The organism is Blautia sp. JLR.GB0024 (genome assembly GCF_037000545.1).
In the GTDB taxonomy this organism is placed as follows: domain Bacteria; phylum Bacillota; class Clostridia; order Lachnospirales; family Lachnospiraceae; genus Blautia; species Blautia celeris.
Genome location: NZ_JBANBF010000003.1, coordinates 535,939 through 558,478, shown reverse-complemented (window position 1 = coordinate 558,478; position 22,540 = coordinate 535,939). Strand labels below are relative to the sequence as shown.

Below are 22,540 nucleotides of genomic sequence, written 5' to 3'. Positions count from 1 at the left end.
GCCTGCTTCCCTGGTGGCTGGTATCCCACGGTTTTTTGGCAAAGTAAATGGGAGCCTTTGTTTTGGATATTTTGAAATTGGTAGTATCTATATTTTTTAACAGGTGTACACGAGTTAAAATCTGGTTTTGGGCATTGGGATGGCCACTGTTTTGGGTACATTATAGGGTGATTTAGGGTGGATGACAGGAGAAGATTTGTTTAGAGTTAGAAAGAGATAGGGTAGGTTGAGAGAGATGTGTTTGGATAGGAGATTAGTATGAGTGTTGGGGTGAAGTTGACGGAGTTTTCTAAGAGTGCGGGGTGTGCGGCTAAGATTGGGCCGGGGATTTTGGCGGAGGTGGTGGGGAGGCTGCCTGCGGCCAAGGATGATAGATTGATGGTTGGGGTTGAGACGGCGGATGATGCGGCGGTGTATCGGGTGTCGGATGAGGTGGCTTTGATACAGACCGTGGATTTTTTTCCGCCTATGGTGGATGATCCGTTTACGTTTGGGCAGATTGCGGCGGCAAATGCGCTCAGTGATGTGTATGCAATGGGCGGGGAGCCGCGGCTTGCTTTAAATGTGGTTGCGTTTCCTAATTGTCTGGGAGCTGAGGTGCTGGGGGAGATTCTGGCAGGCGGGGCTTCTAAGGTGAAGGAGGCAGGGGCTGTGCTGGCAGGCGGGCACTCGATCAATGATGAGGAGCCGAAATATGGGCTTTGTGTCTCCGGGTTTGTGAAGCCGGACAGGATTTGGAAGAACGGGGGAGCAAGGACAGGGGATGTGCTGCTTTTGACAAAACCTCTGGGTGTGGGACTGATCAATACGGCTGTGAAGGCGGGAATGGCTTCTGAGGAGGCGGAGAGGAAGGCTGTTGAGAGTATGAGTTGCCTGAATAAGCTGGCTATGGAAGTGCTCAGGGAGGTCGAGGTGCATAGCTGTACGGATGTGACAGGGTTCGGACTGACCGGTCATGCTCTGGAGACTGCAAGAGCAAGCGGGAAATCGCTTGTGATCGAGACAGATAAGCTGGAAGTGCTGCCGGATGCTCTTTTTTATGCCTCTATGGGGCTGGTTCCGGAGGGAACTTACAGAAATAAGGCGTTTAATAAGAAGGATGTAAGGCTGGAGGAACAGGTGGATGAGGCGATGGAGGATCTGGTCTTTGATCCCCAGACTTCAGGAGGGCTTCTGGTGAGTCTGAAAAGGGAGGATGCGGAAAACGTGCTTGTAAGGCTTGCAGAGGCAGGGTACCCTTTGAAGGCTGGTATTGTGGGAGCTGTCACGGATCTGCAGGATAAGTATCTGATTGTACGATAGGAAGAGCGGACGGCACTGTGGGAGAAGCAGGGCAGACGGTTAAAGCATTGAGGGAACCGGCAGCAAGAGTAGGAGCTGCCGGTTCCCTTTAAAAACGCAGTGTGTTATTTTGTGAAATAGACATCAATGATCATGACCTCAGCGTCTGTTCCCACACGCATGGCCGGTCCCCAGACGCCTACACCGGAGGTTACATAGGAGTACATGTTGTCCTTTTTTAACTCACCGCAGGAGTTTTCCCACATGAGTTTTGTGGTCAGGTTACCCGGGAACATCTGTCCGTCATGGGTGTGGCCGGAGAGGTCTATGTCGCAGCCGGCATCTGCCAGCTCCTGAAGCTGTTTGGGCTGATGGTCAATGACCAGTATGGGTTTGTCCCGGTCCAGATCCTGCAGCAGGTCTTCCGGGGACAGGCGGTCTTCCTTCATCTTTTTGGAGCGCTGGGGGTCCTTGCGGCCTGCCAGATAGAAAGAATCGTCAATGAGGACTGCCTTGTCATCCAGAATCCGGATGCCGGACTGTTTCAGGAAATCATCCATCCGGGTGTCTGTGTGCTGGCCGTTTTTGATGGGGACTGTGAATCCGGCCAGGAGTTTTTCCTTGAAGTCGTGATTGCCCCAGCAGGCATATACGCCGTAGGTGCTCTTTATCTCCTTTAAGATGGAAATGGTTTTTTCCGGGTACTGCACAGCGTCGTATTCGTTGTCGAAGAAGTCACCGGCAATGCAGACCAGGTCCACATGTTCAGCGTTTATTTTGTCTACCATGGATTTTACATGGTAGGTGCCGATGCTGTAGCCCAGGTGAAGGTCCGCAGTCAGGGCGATTCTCAGATGGTCCAGTTTTCCGCCGGATTTTTCCACTTGGGCCTCATAGTGGTTTACATAGACCTTGTGTTCGTGGATGATTCCGTAGGCACTCAGGCAGATGATGAGGCAGGCAGCCACACCGCCGCTCAGGATAAAGGTGCTCCTTTTGGAAAGAGTTTCCTGTTTGATCCGGTTTGTATGTCTCAGTATGATCCTTACCAGGTCAAAGATAAGAATGATAAGTACAATATACAAAAATGTGCCCAGCCAGTAGTTGAAAAGACGTTTCAGCCAGCTGTGCCAGGGATTGGCAGAGACCAGATAGGAGGTCAGGGGCGTCAGGCACATGAAAATATAAATGCTGAGAAAAACCACCCGGAATGGCCGGGACTTCAAATGTCTGTGGCAGGTGCCTGTCCAGCGGATGATCCAGCGGACAACATAATAATTGATCAAGAGATAAAATGGTGCGAGTATGATAGCCAGCATAGCAGACTCCTTTTGTGGGTTCAGTTTATTTCTTCCAGAATAGAATAGGTTGGAAGTTTTGTCAAGTATTTACATAGAACATATGTTCTGATATAATAGAGATTAAGAAAGATTAAGGAAGAGCAAGGAAGTGGGATAGAATTGAAGAACGTCATTTTTCATATTGATGTAAACAGTGCATTTCTCTCCTGGGAGGCAGTTTACAGGCTGAAAAACGGAGGGAGTGTGGACCTTCGTGAAATACCAAGCGCAGTGGGCGGGGACAAGTCGAAAAGGCGGGGTATCATTCTTGCAAAATCCATTCCGGCCAAGGCATTCGGCGTCAGGACAGGGGAGCCTATTGTGGACGCCATGCGGAAATGCCCGTCCCTGACAATTATTCCTTCACATCACGGGATGTACAGGGAATTTTCCAAACAGTTTATGGATATCCTGAGGGAATATACGCCGGAGGTGGAAAAATACAGCATTGACGAGGCATTTATGAATATGACAGGTATGGAGCGGCTGCTGGGAGACCCCGTGGCCTTTGCCTATAAACTCAAGGACCGTATTAAAACAGACCTGGGATTTACTGTAAATATAGGAATCTCCAGCAATAAGCTTCTGGCAAAAATGGCATCTGATTTTCAGAAGCCGGACAAGGTACACACCCTGTTTCCGGAGGAAATTCAGGAGAAGATGTGGCCTCTTCCCGTATCTGAGCTGCTGTTTGTGGGAAGGTCCACGGAAAATACGCTGAAGAAGCTGGGAATCTATACCATCGGAGATTTGGCTGCCGCGGATGTGGAAATTCTGAAGCATCATTTGAAAAAACACGGGGAAGCTATCTGGAATTCAGCCAACGGCAGGGACAGTGCAGTGGTGGAGGCAGTGCAGGAGGATAACAAGGGATACGGCAACAGCACAACCATAGCGTTTAACGTGGTGGATGAGGATACCGCCAAGCAGGTGCTGCTTTCCCTGTGTGAGACAGTGGCATCCAGGCTGCGCAGCGACGGCATGAAGGCTGAGGTGGTATCGGTCACGATCAAGGACTATGAACTGCAGTCGGTCTCTCACCAGACCGTGCTGAGAGCGCCAACCAATATTACCTCAGAGCTTTACCTGCAGGCTTGCAGATTGTTTGATGAGCTGTGGGACGGAGCACCGATCCGTCTTCTGGGCGTGCGGACAAGCCGTGTTTCCAGAGAAGAAAGCGGGCGGCAGTTGTCCTTGTTTGACCATACGGATTATGATAAACTGGAAAAGATGGACCAGGCGGTGGATGAGATCCGCAGGAAATTCGGGACAGGGTCTATTATGCGGGCATCTTTCCTGAAACAGCCCATCGAAAATATGGCCGGAGGCCATCCGGAGGGTAAACTTCCGGCTCCTGATATAAGTGCCGCTGAGGGCATAACCCAAAACTGGGAGAAGAAAGAGAAGGAAGAGTAAAATGAGCGGGATAGTGGAAGAATTCGTAAACGGATACTGTAAGAACTATGATATGGCCAGGAGCGCCATATGCGAATTTGTACAGGATGAATATGGACTGCATTTTGACAGGATCGACTGTGATTACGGTAAGTGTCCCCACAGCGGAAACTGTGAGATGATGAAAAAAGTTTTTGAAATGGAAACAGAAAAATAACAGAGAAAGGACAATCGTATTTATGCTGACGATCAGAGATATCAGAGAAGAAGACAGAGAGATATTCTTTAAGATGGAGAAAGAATTTTACGGCGGGGAGGCATGCATCCACACAGTGCCCCAGGAGCATTTTGAAGCAACACTTCAGGAGTGCCTGAGAAGCAGGGAGCATGCCAGAGTGTTGATGCTGGAGGATGAAAGCGGTGTGGTTGGATATCTGCTCCTTGCCTTTACCTTCAGCAACGAGGCCGGCGGCCTTACGGTATGGCTGGAAGAGCTGTATTTTATGGAGAACGCCAGAGGAAAAGGATACGGCAGTGAGGTCTTTGCCTGGCTGGAGCAGGAATATGCCCATGCAAAGAGATTCCGCCTGGAAGCCACATACAGCAATAAAAGAGCGATCGCGCTGTATGAGAGGCTGGGATATGAAGAGCTGCATTATTTTCAGATGATAAAAGATTTATAAGATAAAAAAGATGCGGTTTGGATCGCACTGCGGCTGTCGTCTGGGAACAAAGAGCCGCGGCATCCCGGCCGCATCTTTTATGTGATGTAAAATTTTGTTATTCAGATATCACGCTGAGGCAATCATACGTTTAATGTCAGGTACCGCTGTGAGAAGCGGGTAGAGGATCAGGGAGATGATCAGTCCGCTGGCACCCTGTATCAGATTGGAGGGCACACTCAGGAAAGCGGCTGTGCCGTACAGGAAGAATTCACAGAGACAGTAGCCGCCTGCCACGAGAACCATATCAATGATTCCGCCTGCAAAGACGCCTGCCCAGGCTGTTTTACTGTCTTTTGCTATTTTTTTATAGGCAAGGGCAGCGAACAGTGCAACCAGACCCTTGATGGCAAAGGTGATGGGAACATAGACAAAGTATCCGCCCAGCAGGTCAGCCAGACAGGAACCGATTCCCGCTGCCAGGAATCCGTAGGCAGGCCCCAGAATGATTCCGGCCAGAATGACAATGGCATCTCCGGGATGAATGTAACCGCTGGTACCCGGTGTGGGAATGCGGATGGACATGGTGGCAACACAGGCCAGTGCCGCGAAAAGTGCGGTCATTACTATCTTTTTCGTTTTGTTTTCCATAAAACCACTCCTTTATATAGACTTTCTTTTTACCAAATATAGCGGAAAATTGGCATTCTATAAAGAGCCAGTTTCATAAAAAAAGAGCAGTCCAGTTTTGGACTGCTCCGTAAAGACTAGTCGCGGAAGGTGAGGGAATCATCGCTCATGGAATCCACGATCGCCAGGGATTCCACACGGATGCCTTTTTCTCTCAGCGCGTCGCCTCCGTGCTGGAACCCTTTTTCAATGACAATGCCGGCTCCTTCCAGGGTTGCACCTGCTGTCTCCACAATCTCAATGAGACCCTGGAGCGCGCATCCGTTAGCCAGGAAATCATCAATAATGAGCACATGGTCTTCAGGCTGCAGAAATTTTTTAGATAAGATCACATCATATACTTTTTTATGGGTAAAGGACTGGACTTTGGTGGTGTACATCTCACCGTCCAGATTCAGGCTCTGGGCTTTCTTGGCAAATACGACCGGGACGCCGAAATACTGTGCCACGATACAGGCAATGCCAATGCCGGAGGCCTCGATGGTCAGAATTTTAGTGATAGGGGAGTCGGCAAATCTGTTTTTGAACTCTTTGCCAATCTCGTTGATGAATGGTATATCCATCTGGTGGTTCAGGAAGCTGTCCACCTTCAGTATATTACCCGGCTTTACCGTGCCGTCTTTTAGAATACGCTCTTTTAAAAGCTGCATTTGAATTCCTCCCTGGTTTTACGTGTCGGAAGCTGCGCCCTATGCTGCCGTATAAGGCAGATGTCAGAGGCCTTCCGTTTTTTCTGGTAACTATCATAATACGATATTTATCCTGGCTTGGCAATTTGTTTTTAAATTTTTTGTAAAATATGAGGGAAAAATGACACAAAATCTGCACGATTGTGATAAGATATAAGAAATTGGATTAAGACTGTCTACATGGAACGGCAGGTTCTGTGCGGCATCAGGAAAGGAAGAAGAGATATGAAAACATATGAAGTGATACATGAGATATTTAACCAGTGTCCCGGAAACCATTCCAGGGATAATTTCATCCGGGAAGTGGATATGGAGAGTCCCGAGGTATGGCTGGAGGCAAAATTCAGGTCTGAGAAAGAACTCCGTATGGAGAAAACAGAGAAGGAAGACGGGAGTGTGGTCTATGATGTGATGACAGCGGATGTACATCAGAGATTTACATTTTCGGAAATTTAGTTTCTTATATTATAAACAGGGAAGGCGTTGCTTTTTTTTCTGGGTTTGATATAATAGAGAAAGCGCGAGGAGGAAACCACAATGGAAGAGACAAAACATGTCCATACACACAGTCTTCCGGACGGTACAGTGATTGAGCATGTGCATGAAGATGCCGGCGCACAGGGGCATGGGCACTCCCATTCCCATACTCACACCCACACCCATACCAAGGCGGTGCTGAACCGTTTGTCCAGAGCCATCGGCCATCTGGAATCCATCCGCCGCATGGTGGAGGACGGCAGAGACTGCAGTGAAGTGCTGATACAGCTTTCGGCAGTGAAGGCGGCCATCAACAATACGGGAAAGGTGATCCTGCAGGATCATATTGAGCACTGTATCGTGGATGCAGTGGAGAGCGGGGATAAAGAGGCCCTGGAAGAATTAAATAAAGCCATTGACAGGTTTATGAAATAAAGTATAAACCGCAGTGGGAAAGGAAAGAATCATGAGTGAAGAAAAGAAACAATGCGACAGCAAGAGCTGTGATAAAAAAAGTTGTGAGGGATGCAGCCATGCAAACGGCGGCGGAATCCCCAAAGAAGAGCTGAATGCATATTCCGATATTAAAAAAGTTATCGGGGTTGTCAGTGGAAAAGGCGGCGTAGGCAAATCCTTTGTGACTGCGTCACTGGCCAATGAGATGGCATCCAAAGGTTACCGTGTGGGTATTCTGGATGCGGATATCACAGGGCCTTCCATTCCCAGGATGTACGGCATCAAAGGTTCTGCGACAGCAGATGACAACGGCATTTATCCGATTCTGACAAAGAATGATATTAAAATTATGTCCATCAATCTGCTTCTGCCGCAGGAGGAGGCTCCGGTCATCTGGAGAGGTCCGATCCTTGCCAACATGGTAAAGCAGTTCTGGACAGATGTTATATGGGGCGAGCTGGATTATCTGTTCGTGGATATGCCTCCGGGAACCGGAGATGTTCCGCTGACTGTGTTCCAGTCTCTGCCGGTGGACGGTATTGTCATTGTGTCATCTCCCCAGGATCTGGTGCATATGATTGTGAGAAAAGCTTACAACATGGCCAAGATGATGAATGTGCCGGTGATCGGTCTGGTGGAAAACTACAGCTTTGTAAAATGTCCTGACTGCGGTAAAGAGATTTACGTGTTCGGTGAGAGCAAAGTGGACGCTATCGGCGCGGAACTGGGTGTTCCGGTTATTGCCAAGATGCCTCTGGAGCCTGAACTGGCTGCCATTGTGGACGCCGGCGGTTATGCGGACGTCATCAATGAATATCTGAAAGGCTCCCTGCAGTATCTGCCGAAAGCCTGAGAAATGCAGGTGTGCAGCCTGAAAATGTGCGGCAGTAAGCACTTACAGAGGGCAGGAAACGGATACAGTGACAAAATTTGGGTGCCTGATTTAGGAATATTTCTCTGTGTAAAATGAAAACTGGTATATCATGGATAAAGGGAAACGTCAATCTGCACAGTTTAGACAAGTTTCGACAAAAATATTCCTGTTCTTTTTACTAAAAAACGTGTGAAAACAGCGGTTTTTGGTGAAGAAAGGAAAATTATGGCGAAATATTGACAAAATCAGGAAGAACTGTCATAATACGTCCTAACAACAAAGAATCAAGACATAACTAAAATATCAGTTGGCGTGTTGTTTCTTAAAGAAAGGATGGTAAATATGGTACAACGCCAGATTAAGCTGAACGAGACAGGCGACGTGAAAGAGTTTGTCAGCGAAGCGAGCAAATGTGAATTTGATATCGATGTTTTTTACAACAGAGTAATCATTGATGCGAAGTCAATCCTTGGGGTTTTGAGCATGGATTTGACGCGTGTGCTCACAGTAAGATGCAATGGGCATGATGAGAGATTCGATAGGTTTCTGGACAGATATGCGATTGCTTAGAGGGGGATTTCTCAGGAACTGATATGTTAATTTTTGAGCGGAAGAACACCGTTGGTGGGGCTTCCGCTCTTTTTTTGTTTGTGGAGACAGGTTGGCGGACGGGTAAGCGCGGCGGAAGCGGGAGGGGGAAGGGAATTCCTGTGGGCGGTGCGCTTACCCTGGGGCTGGCTGTGGTATGGGTGAAAAAAGAGGAGGGGAGTGAAAAAGATTGAAGAGAATAGGGCGGAGATGGAAGAAGAGGCTTTGGGGGAGAGGGGATGTACAGGAACATAGGTTCTGTGTTAGAATAAGGGTATGGATGAGATGAAGGAAGTTATCAGGATATCGGTTAGGAATCTGGTGGAGTTTATACTGCGCAGTGGGAATTTGGATAACCGGAGGACAGTGTCTGCGGACCGGGAGGCTATGAGGAAAGGGAGTAAGGTACACCGGAAAATACAGAAGCAGATGGGGCTGTCTTATCGGGCAGAGGTTCCCCTGGTGTGGGAGGAAGAATTTGATGAATTTGTTGTCCGGCTGGAAGGCAGGGCAGATGGGATCATAGAGGAGAAGGATGGAGTTACCATTGATGAGATCAAGGGTGTTTACAGGGATCTGGAATTCCTGGAGGAGCCGGTGCCGGTTCATAGGGCACAGGCTATGTGTTATGCCTATATTTACGGGACGCAGAAGGAATTAGAAAAGATCGGGGTGCAGATGACGTATTGCCAGCTGGAGACGGAACAGGTGAAGCGCTTCCGGGAAGAGATGTCTGTGTCTGCGCTGAAAAAGTGGTTCTCGGATTTGATGGGGCAGTATTATAAATGGGCTTATTTTCAGTATAAAAGAAGGATGGAACGCAGGGAGTCCATGCAGGGGCTGGAGTTTCCTTATGTGTATCGGGAGGGACAGAAGAATCTGACAGCCGGGGTCTATCACACATTCAGGAGCGGGAAACAACTGTTTATTCAGGCGCCTACCGGGATTGGGAAGACTATGGCAGCCCTTTTTCCGGCTGTGCGGGCTGTGGGGGAAGGTTATGGAGATAAGATTTTCTATCTGACAGCCAAGACGATCACCAGGACGGTGGCGGAGGAGGCGTTTTCTATTCTCAAAGGGAAAGGACTGTCGTATAAGACACTCACGATCACCTCCAAGGAAAAAATGTGCCTGATGGATGAGGTGGAGTGTAATCCTGAGAAGTGTCCTTATGCCAATGGGCATTTTGACAGAGTGAATGACGCGGTGTATGAGCTTCTGACAGAGCAGGACACGTATCAGCGGGAGGAACTGCTTATGCAGGCACGGAAGTGGCAGGTGTGTCCTTTTGAGATGTGTCTGGATACTTCCACCTGGGTGGACGCGGTGATCTGTGATTATAATTATGTGTTTGATCCGAATGTGTATCTGAAGCGGTTTTTTGGGGATGGCGTGAAGGGGGATTATCTGTTTTTGATTGACGAGGCCCATAACCTGGTAGACCGGGGAAGGAATATGTACAGCGCGGTGCTCTGTAAAGAGGATTTTCTGGAAGTGAAGAAAGCAGTGAAGGAACACAGCAGAAAGCTGGAGAGGATTCTGGAAAAGTGTAATAAGGTTTTGCTGGAATATAAGAGGGAGTGCCAGGATGAGTACAGGGTAATGGAAAATATAGGGGCGCTGGCGCTGCAGCTTATGAATCTTCTGGGAGAGATGGAAAATTTTCTGGAGAGAGAGCAGGAGGAAAAGGTGCGCATTACTGTGCTGGAGTTTTCCTTTGCAGTGCGGCATTTTTTAAATATGTATGATCTGGTGGATGAGAACTATGTGATCTATACGCATCACGGGGCAGAGGGGAGATTTTATCTGACATTGTTCTGTGTGAATCCCAAGGTGAATCTGCAGGAGTGTTTGAATAAGGGGAGAGGAAGCGTGTTCTTTTCCGCTACGCTGCTGCCTATGGGATATTATAGGTCGCTGTTCAGCACCAGGGAGGATGATTATGCCATCTGCGCAGCGTCCCCGTTTCCGCGGGAGAATCTGAAGCTCCTCATTGCCAGGGATGTGAGCAGTAAGTATACCAGGCGGGGGGAGGAGGAGTATGGTAAGCTGGCGCAGTATATTCTGCAGACCGTAACCGTGAAGAGGGGGAATTATATGGTGTTTTTTCCTTCTTACCGGATGCTGCAGGATGTGTATGAGATCTTTGAGGAGAAGAGTCTGGGGATGGGGCTGGAGTGTGTGCTGCAGTCAGGAAATATGACCGAGGGGGAGAAGGAAGCGTTTCTGGAACGGTTTGAGGGAGAATCGGATGGGACGCTGGTAGGATTTTGTGTGATGGGCGGTATTTTTTCGGAAGGGATAGATCTGACCGGGGAGAAGCTGATCGGGGCAATTCTGGTGGGGACAGGGCTGCCGCAGGTGGGATATGAGAGGGAGATCTTGAAAAATTATTATGATGAGAAGAATAAAGCGGGGTTTGAGTATGCCTACAGATATCCCGGGATGAATAAGGTACTGCAGTCTGCCGGGAGGGTGATACGGACGAAGGAGGACAGAGGGGTTGTGCTGCTTTTGGATGAGAGATTTCTGCAGAGGGCCTATAGGGAGTTGTTTCCGGGGGAATGGGAAGGGTATGAGGTTTGTTCGTTGGGGGATGAGAGGGAGAGGGTGGAAAAATTTTGGGAGGCCGAGACCCGGGACAGGTGATACAGGTTATGCTGACTTACTGACAAAAGGAGGGAAACGATTTGAAGATTTCTGTGTGCGTGGACGCAGTCTATGCAGGAAAAGACATGAGGGATGCCATTGATGATGTGCTGGCAAACGGGCTGGATACCATTGAATTTTGGGGCTGGGAGGATAAGGATATACAGAAGCTCAGGGAATACCAGGAAGAAAAAGGGTTCTGTGTTGCGGCATTCTGTACAAAATTCATCAGCCTTACGGACCCTCTGCTTCGCAGTGACTATGTGAAAGGACTGGAGGAGACGCTGGACATTGCAGAGCGTTTAAACTGCAGATGCCTGATAACACAGACCGGGGCGGATACAGGGGCAGGCAGGGAACTGCAGAGAAAGTCACTGGTAGAAGGACTGAAAGCCTGTGCGCCTCTGTTGGAAAAGAAAGGGGTCACCCTGGTGGTGGAGCCGCTGAATCTGAGAGTGGACCATCGGGGATATTTTCTCTCCGGTTCGGATGAGGCGGCAGAGATCATAAAAGAAGTGGGAAGTCCAAATGTAAAAATGCTGTTTGACATCTATCATCAGCAGATCACAGAGGGAGATTTGGTCCGGAGGATCCGGGAGTATCTTCCATATATAGGGCATTTCCACGCGGCAGGTAATCCGGGACGGCATGAGCTTTATCAGTCGGAGATCAATTACCCCTATGTATTTCAGGCAATCGAGGACGGGGCATATGAGGGTTACATGGGACTGGAATATTTCCCGGAGGACGTGCCGGGGACAGGACTTGCCTACGCAAAGAAGTTGGCGGGAGGGCTATATCGGCAGTAAATTCTGGGGGCATACAGAGGAAACAGCGTTACTTTGACTTGACCGTTCCCTTTTGGAAACGTATAATATATACATTCCCCGGGATAAAAGGGGAAGATTTGTAATTCAGAAGGGAGATATTTTTATGAAGGTAGTAAGCACAGATAAGGCTCCGGCAGCGATCGGACCATATTCACAGGCAATGATTTTAAACGGTGTGGTTTTCACATCCGGCCAGATTCCCATTGACCCGGCTACAGGTGAGATCACAGCCAAGACCATCGAGGAGCAGGCAGAACAGGTGATGAAGAACCTGGGCGAAGTGCTGAAAGAGGCGGGAAGCAGCTATGAGAAGACAGTTAAGACAACCTGTTTTCTGTCAGATATGGGCGATTTCGCAGCATTCAATGAAATATATGGAAAATATTTCACGGGCAAACCGGCACGCTCCTGCGTGGCAGTAAAGACTCTGCCTAAGAATGTGCTGTGCGAAGTGGAAGCCATCGCTGAAATTTAACAAAAATGCGGATATTGAAATGCCATAATCCCCCCATGGGGCTTGTGGCATTTTTTTTGTTCTGATAAAGTAAAGTGGTCAGGATATCAAAAGGCTCCGGGGCAGGGGGACTGTCTTGTTCTGCCCCGAAACCTTTTGATATCCTTGAGAGTATATAAAGGACGGAAGAATGAAAATGCTGTTGGAAAAAATAGAAAAATACTGGAGTACCCGCACGGAGGGGTATTCCGAAGTGAATCACAAAGAGCTTGAGGGAATGCAGAAAGAAGCCTGGCTGGATGTGCTGGAGGCAGAATTTCCCAAGATGCCCAAGGAGGAAATCAAGATACTGGACATTGGCACAGGCCCGGGCTTTTTCCCCATGATTCTGGCAGAGGCGGGATACCGTGTCACTGCAGTGGATTATACAAGGGAGATGCTTCATAAGGCTATGGAAAACGCGGGCAGTCTGTGTGAAAGGATTGACTTTTACCGGATGGATGCCCAGAACCTCGGGTTTGAGGACAATACTTTCGATGTGGTGATCTCCAGAAACCTGACCTGGAATCTGGAAAAACCGTGGCAGGCTTACAGGGAATGGTACCGGGTGCTGAAACCCGGCGGCAGGCTTTTGAATTTTGATGCCAACTGGTACGGCTATCTCTACGATGAGGAAAAGCGGAAGGCCTATGAGCAGGACAGGAAAAATGTGGAGCAGCATAGCCTGGATGATCATTACCTGTGTACAGATATTGACGCCATGGAGCAGATCGCCCTTGAGATGCCCCTGTCCGCCAAAACGCGTCCGGGCTGGGATGCAGAGATATTAAAAGAAACAGGATTTGCCGAGATACATACAGACACGAAGGTCTGGGAACGGGTCTGGAGTGAAGAGGAGAAGTTGAACTACGGCTCCACACCCATGTTTATGATCCATGGACGGAAAGGGGACAGCAAAGTTTATGCTTAATACGAAAACATTTACGATTGGCAATATGAAAGCGGGACCGGGGGAATCCTGCAGTGGATTACTGGAACTGGCGGAGGGAAAATTTAAACTGCCGGCAGCTGTTTTAAACGGAGAAAAGCCGGGGAAGACCGTTCTCATCATGGCTGGTGTCCATGCAGGGGAATATGTGGGCATACAGGCAGCCATGGAGCTGGCGGAAAAACTGAAAATAAAGAAGATCAACGGGACGGTGGTGATCGTCAAGGTCATATGCAGGGAGGCATTTGAATGCAGGGGCGGAAGCCTGGGTGTGGAGGATGGAAAGAACCTGAACCGGGAATTTCCCGGAGATTCCGAAGGAAGTGCAACACAGCAGCTTGCCTGGGCAATCACCCGGGAATTGTTTCCGGCGGTTGATTTTTGTATTGACTTACACAGTGGTGACGATTATGAGCAGCTTACCCCTTATGTGTATTATGCGGGTAAGGCCGAAGAACGTGTTGTGGCAATGTCAAGAAAAATGGCAGAGCAGGTGGACGTGCCCTACATGGTGCGCTCCACGGTTGCCACAGGCGGTGCCTACAATTATGCAGCGCATATGGGAATTCCCGGCATTCTCATAGAGAGAGGCGGCATGGGCGGCTGGACCATGGAGGAAGTCCGCTCAACCAGAAGGGATGTGCGGAATGTCCTCTGCTCTCTGGGTATCTACGAGGGACAGAGGGATTACCGCATCTATTATCCTCTCGATGTGGTTGATATCCGATACCAGGCTGCATCCGCCACAGGCTTCTGGTATCCCTATAAGATGCCGGGAGATATGATCCAGGGAGGCGAGGTCCTGGGTACGGTAAAGGACTATGAGGGAAATGTGACGGAAGTCTGCCGTGCGGAATGCGACGGCGTTATCCTCTACCAGACAGGCAGCCTGCAGGTACTGGAAAACGGTCCCATGATCGCATACGGAAGGATCGTCAGGAATTTTGACGACAGAAAAGAGCGGATCACGGAATACTGGGCAAAGCGCAGTGAGAGCTTCATGGAGCAGAGGCGCAGAGAGCTGAAAAGCCCCCTTGCGGACCGCTGGCTCAGGGAGATAGGACGAAAACTTCCGGACAGGAAGAACCTGAAAATCCTGGACGTGGGATGCGGATCCGGCTTCTTTTCTATCCTGCTGGCCAGGTTGGGCCATGAGGTGACAGGGACGGATCTGACCCCTGAGATGATCGTCAATTCCAAACAACTGGCCAGAGAGGAAAATGTGTCCTGCCGTTTCCTGGTCATGGATGCGGAGAAACTGGAATTTGAGGACAACAGCTTTGATGTTGTCATTTCCAGGAACCTGACCTGGACGCTGCCCCATGTGAAGGAAGCCTATGAGGAGTGGGGAAGGGTGTTGAAGGAAGGGGGAATCCTTCTGAATTTTGATGCCAATTACGGTGCCAGCAATTTTGCGGACACCTCGGAACTGCCGGGTAACCATGCCCATCACACCCTGGGAGATGAAATGATGCAGGAGTGTGAGGAGATCAAGCGCCAGCTTCCCATCAGCTCCCTGGTCCGTCCGGCCTGGGATGTGGAGACTCTGGGACAGATGGGATTTGAGGAGCTTTTCATTGATCTGGGGATCAGCAGGCGGATCTATCTGGAAAAAGATGAGTTTTATAACCCTACACCGATTTTCATGATCTGCGGCAAGAAGGAATGAGGAGATGAAAAAGTATATCGTAAAAAGGCTTCTGCAGCTGATTCCCATTCTGATAGGAATCACACTGCTGTCCTTTATTCTGATGCAGGCCTCTGCCATGGACGCAGTGGATGTGATGGAGCAGAACACGGGAGGAGCCATGTCTGAGGCGGAGAAAGCGGCAGCCAGGGAAGAGCTGGGACTGGACAAGCCGCTGCCGGAACAGTATGTTGTATGGCTGAAAGGCGTGCTCACCGGTGACATGGGGAAATCCTTTGTGTCGGGACAGCCGGTGTTTACTACCTTTGTATCCAAGCTTCCGGCTACCATTGCACTGGCAGTTACTTCTCTTTTACTGACTGTGCTGATCTCTATTCCCTGCGGAATCCTGTCGGCTGTAAAACAAAACCGTTTTTGGGATTATCTCATCCGGTTTCTGAGTTTTATCGGGAATTCCCTGCCGAATTTTTTTGTGTCTCTGCTGCTCATATACTTCTTTTCCCTGAAACTCGGCTGGTTTCCTGTTATGGGGAATGCCCGGGGGTGGAAGAGCATCATTCTGCCCACGTTTACCCTGGCGCTTGCAATGGCAGCAAAATACACCAGGCAGGTCCGGGCCACAGTGCTGGAGGAATTGAATAAAGAGTATGTGCAGGGCGCACGGGCACGGGGGGTGCGGGAAAACAGAATCCTCTATTTCAGTGTCCTGAAGGCATCCATGCTGACCATAGTGACGCTTCTGGCACTGTCCATCGGTTCCCTGCTTGGGGGGACAGCCATTGTGGAGTCCATATTTATGTGGGACGGCGTGGGAAAAATGGCTGTTGACGCCATAACCATGCGTGATTATCCGGTCATTCAGGCGTATGTTATCTGGATGGCTGTCATCTATGTACTTGTGAATCTTGTCACAGATATCATTTACTGCTGTCTGGACCCGAGAATCCGTATGGGACAGGAGGAGGCAGGAGGATGAAGAGAGACTATACAAAGCTGAAATGTATTATTTTGTCCATCCTGGTGGGACTGCTGCTTCTGGCCGCGGTTTTTGCTGATCATATCGTTCCCTATGACCCCTATGCCCAGGACCTGGAGCATGCACTTCTGCCGCCCGGCGGTGCGCACCTGCTGGGAACAGACCGGTATGGAAGAGACATGCTTTCCCGAGTGATCATGGGAGGGCAGACCACCATATTTTCCTCCCTGCTGCTGGTGCTGATCATTATGACAGTGGGAACCATGATTGGGGTGTTCTGCGGTTATAACGGCGGAAAAACAGATACGGTGCTCATGAGGATATCAGATGTCTTCCTGGCATTTCCGGGCATGGTCTTTGCCATTGCCGTCGCCGGTGTCACAGGAGGAGGCATCATCAATGCAGTTGTAGCTCTGGCCTGTATATCTTGGCCGAAGTATGCAAGGATCGCCAGGAGCCAGGTGATGGCCATGAAGGAGGCGCCGTTCATTGCGGCAGCCCGGCTGTCCGGCTCCGGGACATGGAAGATCATCAGAAAACATATGCTGCCCAATATTGCGGGGCCTGTTCTGGTCACCGGTGTCCTGGATATAGGCACTATGATGATGGAGATCGCCGGCCTGTCCTTTTTGGGACTGGGGGCAGTTCCTCCCATCGCAGAGTGGGGATCCATGATGAGCAGCGGAAGAAGCATGCTCCAGACGTCCCCGTGGGTGATCCTTGCACCGGGCTTTGCAATATTTTTCACGGTCATGTTATTTAATTTGTTAGGCGATACGGTGCGGGACGTGATGGACCCGCGCAGAAATAAGAGACAGAAGAGAAAAGGAGACTGAATATGCGTAAAAAGAGACTGTTTCATAAGAAAGCCGGTGCTGTACTTCTGCCGCTCTGTCTGGCGGCAGGGCTTTTATCCGGCTGCGGAGGCGGCAGCACAGATACGAAGACAGAAGACAATGCCTCAGCGGGGGAGAAGGTCTTTTATTACGGGGATACCACATTCAATGCGGAGAATGATGAATCGGATGTCAATCCCCACAACGGCTATTCCGGATGGGCGTGTATCCGCTATGGCATCGGAGAGACTTTATTCAAATATTCCGATAAAATGGAACTGGAACCATGGCTTGCCGCGGAATATGAAATGACAGATGAAAATACCTGGAAGATCACCCTGCGGGACAATGTGACATTTTCCAGCGGACGCAGGCTGGATGCGCAGGCGGCGAAAGAATGCCTGGATGACCTGGTGAGCGTCCATGAAAGAGCAAAGGGAGATCTGAAGATCAAGGAGATTTCCGCAGACGGACAGATTCTGACCATCACCACAGAGGAACCTGTTCCGGCACTGATCAATTATCTGTCAGACCCGTACGGCTGTATAGTGGATATGGAGGCCGGTGTATCAGAGGATGGAAACGTTGCTGGTACCGGTCCTTATATTGCTACAGAGGTCAAAACAGATACAGGGCTTACCTTAGTGAAAAATGAGAACTACTGGGATGGGGAGCCGAAGCTGGATACCATCCATGTGAAGACCATTTCTGACGGGGATACCATGACCATGGCCATGCAGTCAGGCGAACTTGACGCTGCCTACGGCCTTCCCTATGCCAGTCTGCCGCTGTTTGCAGAGAAGCCCTACACCATTTCCTCTGTGGAGACGTCCCGTTCCTTTTTCGGACAGATGAATTATGACACGCCGGCACTTCAGGATGAAAAGGTAAGAAAAGCCATTGCCATGTCCATTGACAAGGAAAATTTCACGAAAACGCTTCTTGACGGAAACGGAACTGCTGCAGAAGGCCCCTTCCCGGCAAACTTTGCCTTTGGCGATGACACCGTGACAGCGCCGAAATACAATCCGGAGGAAGCAAGAAAATTGCTGGAAGAGGCCGGCTGGAAGGACAGCGACGGAGACGGATATGTGGACAAAAACGGGGAGAATCTCACCATCCGCTGGGTGACATACCCAAGCCGTCAGGAACTTCCGCTGCTGGCAGAATCTGTGCAGGCCACCATGAAAGAGGTGGGGATCAAAGTGGACGTAAACTGTTCCGCGGATTTCCAGAGCTTTCTGGACAAAGGGGAGTGGGATATTTATGCGGGAGCGTTCGTCTGCGCGCCCACAGGAGACCCGGAATATTTCTTTACCACACACTGCCTGGATGAATCCTCCAAAAACCGCGGCGGTTACCACAGCGACAAGCTGCAGGCATTGGAAGAGGAAATGAAGTCTGCGTTTGACACAGAGAAACGCGCAGAGCTGGCAACACAGATGACGCAGACCATCCTGGATGACAATGCGTTTATTTTTGCTTCCCATCTGAAAATGTCAATCGTATCCGGCGAAGGTGTCACAGGCCTGGAAGCGCATCCCTGTGATTATTATGAGATCACAGTAAATTTGGATAAAAATTAAACGGCGGCTGTTGGGGCAGCGCAGTAAATGCGCTGACCTGCGGAATCGCTGCCGTGAACAGTACAAAAGAAAGGACTGGAAATATGGGACAGCCGATTTTATCTGTGGAACATCTGCAGGTGTGTTATACGGGAAAACCTGTTCTGGAGGATGTCAGCCTGACCCTGTTGCCGGGGCAGATCCTGGGGATTGTAGGGGAGAGCGGCAGCGGGAAAAGCACACTGATCAGAGCTGCTATGGGACTTCTGGGCAGCGACGGGGCAGTGACAGGCGGCAGCATCCGGTATAAGGATAAAAATGTTACGGAGCTTAAAGGGGAAGAACTGCGTAAACTGCGGGGGCCTCAGATGGGAATGGTCTTCCAGAACACAGGTGCGTCCCTTTGTCCCATACGCACCATAGGAGACCAGCTTTACGAGGCAGTTCTTCAGCATGAGAAAGTATCCAGGCAGGAGATCAAAGAACGGGCCATGGACTTGTTTGATAAGATGAAGCTTGCTGACGGGGAGAGGATCTTAAACAGCTATCCTTTTGAACTGTCGGGAGGCATGAATCAGAGGGTGGGCATCATGATGGCCATGATCCTGCATCCGGACCTTCTCTTTGCAGATGAGCCCACCAGTGCCCTGGATGTGACCGTCCAGGCACAGGTGGTGCGGGAAATGATGAAGATGAGGGAACTATTCGGTACAACGATTGCTATCGTCACCCATAACATAGGCGTTGTGGAATACATGGCAGATAAAGTGGCTGTCATGTATCAGGGCAGACTGGTGGAGTATGGGGATACAGATGCAGTGATGCACCATCCCCAAAAAGAGTATACCCGCAGATTGATCAATGCGGTTCTGCGGATTCACAGAGGTTAAGGCATGGGAAAAATACTGGAAGTAAAAGACCTGAAAAAGACATTTTATAAGGCAAAAAAGGCATATCCGGCTGTGAATGGCGTGAGCTTTTCGGTAAGAGAAGGTTCCTGTGTGGGAATCGTGGGTGAGAGCGGCTGCGGAAAAAGCACAACAGCCAGAATGATCACGCATCTTACAAAACCGGACGCGGGAAGTGTTCTTCTGTATGGACAGGAAATGGTGGGAGCCGGAAGAAAACAACGGAGGGAATTGTATAAAAATGTGCAGATGGTATTCCAGACACCCCAGGATTCGTTTGACCCCAGGTGCAGTCTGGGTGACGGTATCATGGAAGGCATGATCAATTACGGGATGAAGAGAAAAGATGCCAAAGAGAAGATGAAAGAGCTGCTTTCCATGGTGGAGTTGGAGGAGACATATGCAGCCCGCTTTCCCCATGAGGTCAGCGGCGGCCAATGCCAGAGGGCAGCCATTGCAAGGGCACTGGCAGTAGAACCGGGTCTGCTCATCTGCGATGAGGCAACCAGTGCCCTTGATGTGACGGTGCAGTCCCAGATTATAGGGCTGCTCCAAAAGCTGAAAAAGGAGATGGGGCTTTCCATCCTGCTGATCTGCCATGACCTGGCGCTGGTACAGAATTTCTGTGACTATGTGCTGGTGATGTATCAGGGCATGATCGTGGAGGAAGGGACTCCGGATGAGGTGATCATGCATCCGAAAGAGGAATATACAAAGTTATTGATAGATTCTGTCTTGTGAGACGAAAAAGTCAGGTGCCGTCAAAATATTTCAGAAATTCATTTGCTGCCGCGGAGGTACTCTGCTGTTCGGTGTAAGCCAGAACCAGGTGTCTTTCGGGCAGCTCTTCTTTTATTTCAAGCCGGTACAGGCCCTTTTTCCTCTGTTCCAGGACGAAATCCGGGACAAAGGCAATCCCAAGGCCAATGTATGCCAGGTCCAGAAGCAGGTCATTACTGGACAGCTCCACCTCAGGCGTCAGGTTCAGGCCTTTCTGCAGGAACAGGCTGTGCAGGAATTCACTGGTTGTGCTTTTTTTGCTGAGCATGAGAAGGGGATACCGGTGCAGCTCTGTCAGGGAGAGCTTTTGATCCGTAAAATCAAAGTAATGCTTATTGGCGGCAAAGACATCCCGGAAAGTCAGAATTGTCTTGTAGTGTTCTTTTATCCTGAGCCTTGAATTGGGATAGTTGCAGACAATGAAGTCCACCTGTCTGTTTTCCAGCAGTTCCACGCATCCGATGGAAGTGGCATTGGTGACCTTGATATGGATATCCGGGAATTCCTGGTGGAAACGCCGCAGATACGGCACCAGAAAATATCTGCAGATGGTGTCGCTGGCACCGATCCGCAGAGGCGCCTTCGCGGAAGCTGTGTGCATGAGCTGGTTCTCACCCTGAAGAAGCAGGGAGACTGCCGGCTGTACATGGCGGAAAAGAGTTTCCCCTTCCGGTGTCAGCTCCACTTTTTTGGTGTTTCGGACAAAGAGGGGGTGGCCCAGCTTCTGTTCCAGGGATTTTACAGACTGGCTCACAGCCGATTGTGAGATAAAAAGCTGCCTTGAGGCCTCCGAAAAGCTCAGTGTGGAAGCCACGTGATAAAATACTTTATAGAGTTCAAAGCTGATATCCATAAAAATCCTCCGTTACCGGGTTTATACCCGGCTTCCTGAAAATCCTTCATTACCGGGCCTATTCCTGGCTTTTTGAAGATATCTCGTTGCCGGGGCTATTCCTGGCTTCTTAAGTTTGGAGCGGAAGTATCCGCTGCCTTATCCTTTCCAGAGTTCTTCTGCAGTCCAAGCATGACAAGGAACAAAACAGCCGGGAATATGAGTGCGGCCAGAATTCCTGTCTTCATGGAACCCACTGCATCTGTGACAAATCCCACAACTGAAGGGCCCGCAGAGCATCCTACATCACCGGCAAGGGCAAACATGGCGTACATCATGGTACCGCCGCCCCGGCACAGCACGGCTCCCAGAGAGAAAATTCCGGGCCACATCAGACCCACAGAGAAACCGCACAGCGCGCATCCTGCCAGAGACAGAAGCGGAAGGGGGGACAAACTGGTAATGAGATACCCCACAATACATAGAGCACTGGTTCCAAGCAGGCCGTGACGGATATTCAGCTTATCGCCCTTAATACCATACAGAAGCCTGGAAAGTCCCATGAAAAATGCAAAGGCGCAGGGGCCGAGAAGGTCACCCACGGTTTTGCTCACACCAAGGCCGTCCTCTGCAAACAGGGAAGACCACTGGCTCACTGCCTGTTCCGATGCACCGGCGCAGATCATCAGCAGAAAAAGAACCCAGAAGATACCGCTTTTGAAGATGCCTCCGGGAATCTTCGTCTCCTCGTCATCCCCCTCGATGCTGTAGATAGGGATTTTGAAAAACATCAGGCAGGTGAACAGCGGAACCAGTGCCCACAGAGCCGGAAGGTACCGCCAGGAATCAATGCCGATCACAACAAAGAACAGGGTGGAGAGAATCACCACACCCATATGCCCCCAGCAGTAGAAGGAGTGTAAAAGGCTCATGGCGGATTCTTTATTCTCACTTGGGCAGGCCTCCACAATAGGACTTACGATAACTTCCAGGATTCCGCCGCCGATGGCATTGAATGCCATACAGATGAGGATACCCACATAGGCATTGGGCAGAACAAAGGGAAGCCAGGTAAATCCTGTAAGTCCCAGGGTGGTGACCAGAAAGGACGTGATCCCCACAGAACGGTATCCCACCTTTTTTATGATTCCCGGTGCCAGAAAATCTATGAGTATCTGGATACAGAAGTTTACGGTGATCAGCAGGCTGATCTTCTCAAGCGAGATGCCGAACTGGTTGTGAAAGGTGAGGAATAAAAGCGGCGGCAGGTTGTTGACAATCGCCTGGGTGATATAGCCCAGGTAGCAGCCGTAGATCGTGTGTTTTGCGGTCAGTTTCATGTTTGAATCTCCTTAGTAAATGTTGGTAACTTACTTGAGTTTAGCAAAGGGGGAGGGGCAAGTCAACTGGTTTTGTGAGAAAACCGGAAGATGGGGAGTGTGTGCGGACGGAAGAGTACGGGAGGGGGTCTGGGGAGCCATATGCCTGCGGGCGAAGCGTTTCGCTGCCACGGAGCTAACCTGCTCCCAGTTACTAAATTCATCGGCAGTGGCCTCTTCATTAAGTAACTGGGGCAGGTGGATCTCCGCGGCGCTCCACTAGACATCGCCCGCAGGCATATG

Annotated in this window: 24 protein-coding genes; 19 read left to right on the top strand and 5 right to left on the bottom strand. The window is 50.0% G+C overall.

The window, feature by feature from the left end; genetic code table 11:
* Positions 1 to 258 precede the first annotated feature (258 nt).
* Positions 259 to 1,302, top strand: coding sequence for a selenide, water dikinase SelD (gene selD, locus V8Q34_RS10745; RefSeq protein ID WP_033142513.1), 1,044 nt, complete (start codon positions 259 to 261; stop codon positions 1,300 to 1,302).
* 104 nt (positions 1,303 to 1,406) lie between these two features.
* Here selD and V8Q34_RS10740 read toward each other — a convergent pair whose 3' ends face one another.
* Complete coding sequence (locus V8Q34_RS10740) at positions 1,407 to 2,600, bottom strand: metallophosphoesterase (RefSeq protein ID WP_033142512.1); 1,194 nt, start codon at positions 2,598 to 2,600, stop codon at positions 1,407 to 1,409.
* A 141-nt stretch (positions 2,601 to 2,741) separates the two neighbouring features.
* On the opposite strand from V8Q34_RS10740, the gene V8Q34_RS10735 reads away from it, so the two are divergent.
* The 3 genes from V8Q34_RS10735 to V8Q34_RS10725 are packed head-to-tail and all read left to right on the top strand — an operon-like array spanning position 2,742 to position 4,699.
* Positions 2,742 to 4,037, top strand: coding sequence for a DNA polymerase Y family protein (locus V8Q34_RS10735; RefSeq protein WP_442893847.1), 1,296 nt, complete (start codon positions 2,742 to 2,744; stop codon positions 4,035 to 4,037).
* Between the two features lies 1 nt (position 4,038).
* Positions 4,039 to 4,233: a hypothetical protein gene (locus V8Q34_RS10730; RefSeq protein WP_054353512.1), complete on the top strand. Its 195-nt coding sequence runs from the start codon at positions 4,039 to 4,041 to the stop codon at positions 4,231 to 4,233.
* Between the two features lie 22 nt (positions 4,234 to 4,255).
* The gene (locus V8Q34_RS10725; protein ID WP_033142510.1) at positions 4,256 to 4,699 is read left to right on the top strand and encodes a GNAT family N-acetyltransferase; all 444 of its coding nucleotides are present in this window, start codon (positions 4,256 to 4,258) and stop codon (positions 4,697 to 4,699) included.
* A 108-nt stretch (positions 4,700 to 4,807) separates the two neighbouring features.
* On the opposite strand, the gene V8Q34_RS10720 is transcribed toward V8Q34_RS10725, so the two are convergent.
* Positions 4,808 to 5,329: an ECF transporter S component gene (locus V8Q34_RS10720; RefSeq protein WP_033142509.1), complete on the bottom strand. Its 522-nt coding sequence runs from the start codon at positions 5,327 to 5,329 to the stop codon at positions 4,808 to 4,810.
* A gap of 116 nt (positions 5,330 to 5,445) precedes the next feature.
* The gene (locus tag V8Q34_RS10715; protein WP_033142508.1) at positions 5,446 to 6,018 is read right to left on the bottom strand and encodes a xanthine phosphoribosyltransferase; all 573 of its coding nucleotides are present in this window, start codon (positions 6,016 to 6,018) and stop codon (positions 5,446 to 5,448) included.
* A 264-nt stretch (positions 6,019 to 6,282) separates the two neighbouring features.
* Here V8Q34_RS10715 and V8Q34_RS10710 point away from each other — a divergent pair, with 264 nt between their 5' ends.
* From V8Q34_RS10710 to V8Q34_RS10640, 15 genes are all read left to right on the top strand, one after another.
* Positions 6,283 to 6,513, top strand: a complete 231-nt coding sequence (locus tag V8Q34_RS10710; RefSeq protein WP_033142507.1) for a hypothetical protein — start codon at positions 6,283 to 6,285, stop codon at positions 6,511 to 6,513.
* Between the two features lie 81 nt (positions 6,514 to 6,594).
* On the top strand, positions 6,595 to 6,969 hold the full coding sequence (locus V8Q34_RS10705; protein ID WP_033142506.1) for a metal-sensing transcriptional repressor: 375 nt from the start codon (positions 6,595 to 6,597) through the stop codon (positions 6,967 to 6,969).
* Between the two features lie 31 nt (positions 6,970 to 7,000).
* The gene (locus V8Q34_RS10700; protein ID WP_033142505.1) at positions 7,001 to 7,843 is read left to right on the top strand and encodes an Mrp/NBP35 family ATP-binding protein; all 843 of its coding nucleotides are present in this window, start codon (positions 7,001 to 7,003) and stop codon (positions 7,841 to 7,843) included.
* 363 nt (positions 7,844 to 8,206) lie between these two features.
* On the top strand, positions 8,207 to 8,434 hold the full coding sequence (locus V8Q34_RS10695; RefSeq protein WP_033142504.1) for an HPr family phosphocarrier protein: 228 nt from the start codon (positions 8,207 to 8,209) through the stop codon (positions 8,432 to 8,434).
* A gap of 23 nt (positions 8,435 to 8,457) precedes the next feature.
* A complete protein-coding gene (locus tag V8Q34_RS10690) occupies positions 8,458 to 8,646 on the top strand; it encodes a hypothetical protein (RefSeq protein ID WP_335835399.1) in 189 nt (62 codons plus the stop codon).
* Between the two features lie 82 nt (positions 8,647 to 8,728).
* Positions 8,729 to 11,101, top strand: coding sequence for a helicase C-terminal domain-containing protein (locus V8Q34_RS10685; protein ID WP_148392100.1), 2,373 nt, complete (start codon positions 8,729 to 8,731; stop codon positions 11,099 to 11,101).
* 41 nt (positions 11,102 to 11,142) lie between these two features.
* Positions 11,143 to 11,910 carry a hydroxypyruvate isomerase family protein gene (locus V8Q34_RS10680; RefSeq protein WP_227242961.1) on the top strand — a complete coding sequence of 256 codons (768 nt, stop codon included), beginning with the start codon at positions 11,143 to 11,145 and terminating at the stop codon, positions 11,908 to 11,910.
* A gap of 124 nt (positions 11,911 to 12,034) precedes the next feature.
* Complete coding sequence (locus V8Q34_RS10675; RefSeq protein ID WP_033142544.1) at positions 12,035 to 12,406, top strand: RidA family protein; 372 nt, start codon at positions 12,035 to 12,037, stop codon at positions 12,404 to 12,406.
* 169 nt (positions 12,407 to 12,575) lie between these two features.
* A complete protein-coding gene (locus V8Q34_RS10670) occupies positions 12,576 to 13,355 on the top strand; it encodes a class I SAM-dependent methyltransferase (RefSeq protein ID WP_033142501.1) in 780 nt (259 codons plus the stop codon).
* Positions 13,348 to 15,042, top strand: a complete 1,695-nt coding sequence (locus V8Q34_RS10665) for a methyltransferase domain-containing protein (protein WP_335835398.1) — start codon at positions 13,348 to 13,350, stop codon at positions 15,040 to 15,042. The genes V8Q34_RS10670 and V8Q34_RS10665 overlap by 8 nt, the downstream gene beginning before the upstream one ends.
* Before the next feature lie 4 nt (positions 15,043 to 15,046).
* Positions 15,047 to 15,997 carry a nickel ABC transporter permease gene (gene nikB, locus V8Q34_RS10660; RefSeq protein ID WP_033142499.1) on the top strand — a complete coding sequence of 317 codons (951 nt, stop codon included), beginning with the start codon at positions 15,047 to 15,049 and terminating at the stop codon, positions 15,995 to 15,997.
* Entirely contained in the window at positions 15,994 to 16,833 is an 840-nt protein-coding gene (gene nikC, locus V8Q34_RS10655; protein ID WP_118594125.1) for a nickel transporter permease, read from the top strand. The genes nikB and nikC overlap by 4 nt, the downstream gene beginning before the upstream one ends.
* A gap of 2 nt (positions 16,834 to 16,835) precedes the next feature.
* Positions 16,836 to 18,419 (top strand): ABC transporter substrate-binding protein, encoded by a 1,584-nt coding sequence (locus V8Q34_RS10650; protein WP_244806915.1) that lies wholly within the window; start codon positions 16,836 to 16,838, stop codon positions 18,417 to 18,419.
* Positions 18,420 to 18,502: 83 nt separating this feature from the next.
* Positions 18,503 to 19,288: an ABC transporter ATP-binding protein gene (locus V8Q34_RS10645; protein ID WP_103731775.1), complete on the top strand. Its 786-nt coding sequence runs from the start codon at positions 18,503 to 18,505 to the stop codon at positions 19,286 to 19,288.
* Between the two features lie 3 nt (positions 19,289 to 19,291).
* Positions 19,292 to 20,047, top strand: coding sequence for an ABC transporter ATP-binding protein (locus V8Q34_RS10640; protein WP_335835397.1), 756 nt, complete (start codon positions 19,292 to 19,294; stop codon positions 20,045 to 20,047).
* 10 nt (positions 20,048 to 20,057) lie between these two features.
* Here the strand turns inward: V8Q34_RS10640 and V8Q34_RS10635 are convergent, their stop codons facing one another.
* Both V8Q34_RS10635 and V8Q34_RS10630 read right to left on the bottom strand, forming a co-directional pair.
* The gene (locus V8Q34_RS10635; protein WP_335835396.1) at positions 20,058 to 20,939 is read right to left on the bottom strand and encodes a LysR family transcriptional regulator; all 882 of its coding nucleotides are present in this window, start codon (positions 20,937 to 20,939) and stop codon (positions 20,058 to 20,060) included.
* A 95-nt stretch (positions 20,940 to 21,034) separates the two neighbouring features.
* Entirely contained in the window at positions 21,035 to 22,258 is a 1,224-nt protein-coding gene (locus V8Q34_RS10630) for an MFS transporter (RefSeq protein ID WP_335835395.1), read from the bottom strand.
* Between the last annotated feature and the right edge of the window lie 282 nt (positions 22,259 to 22,540).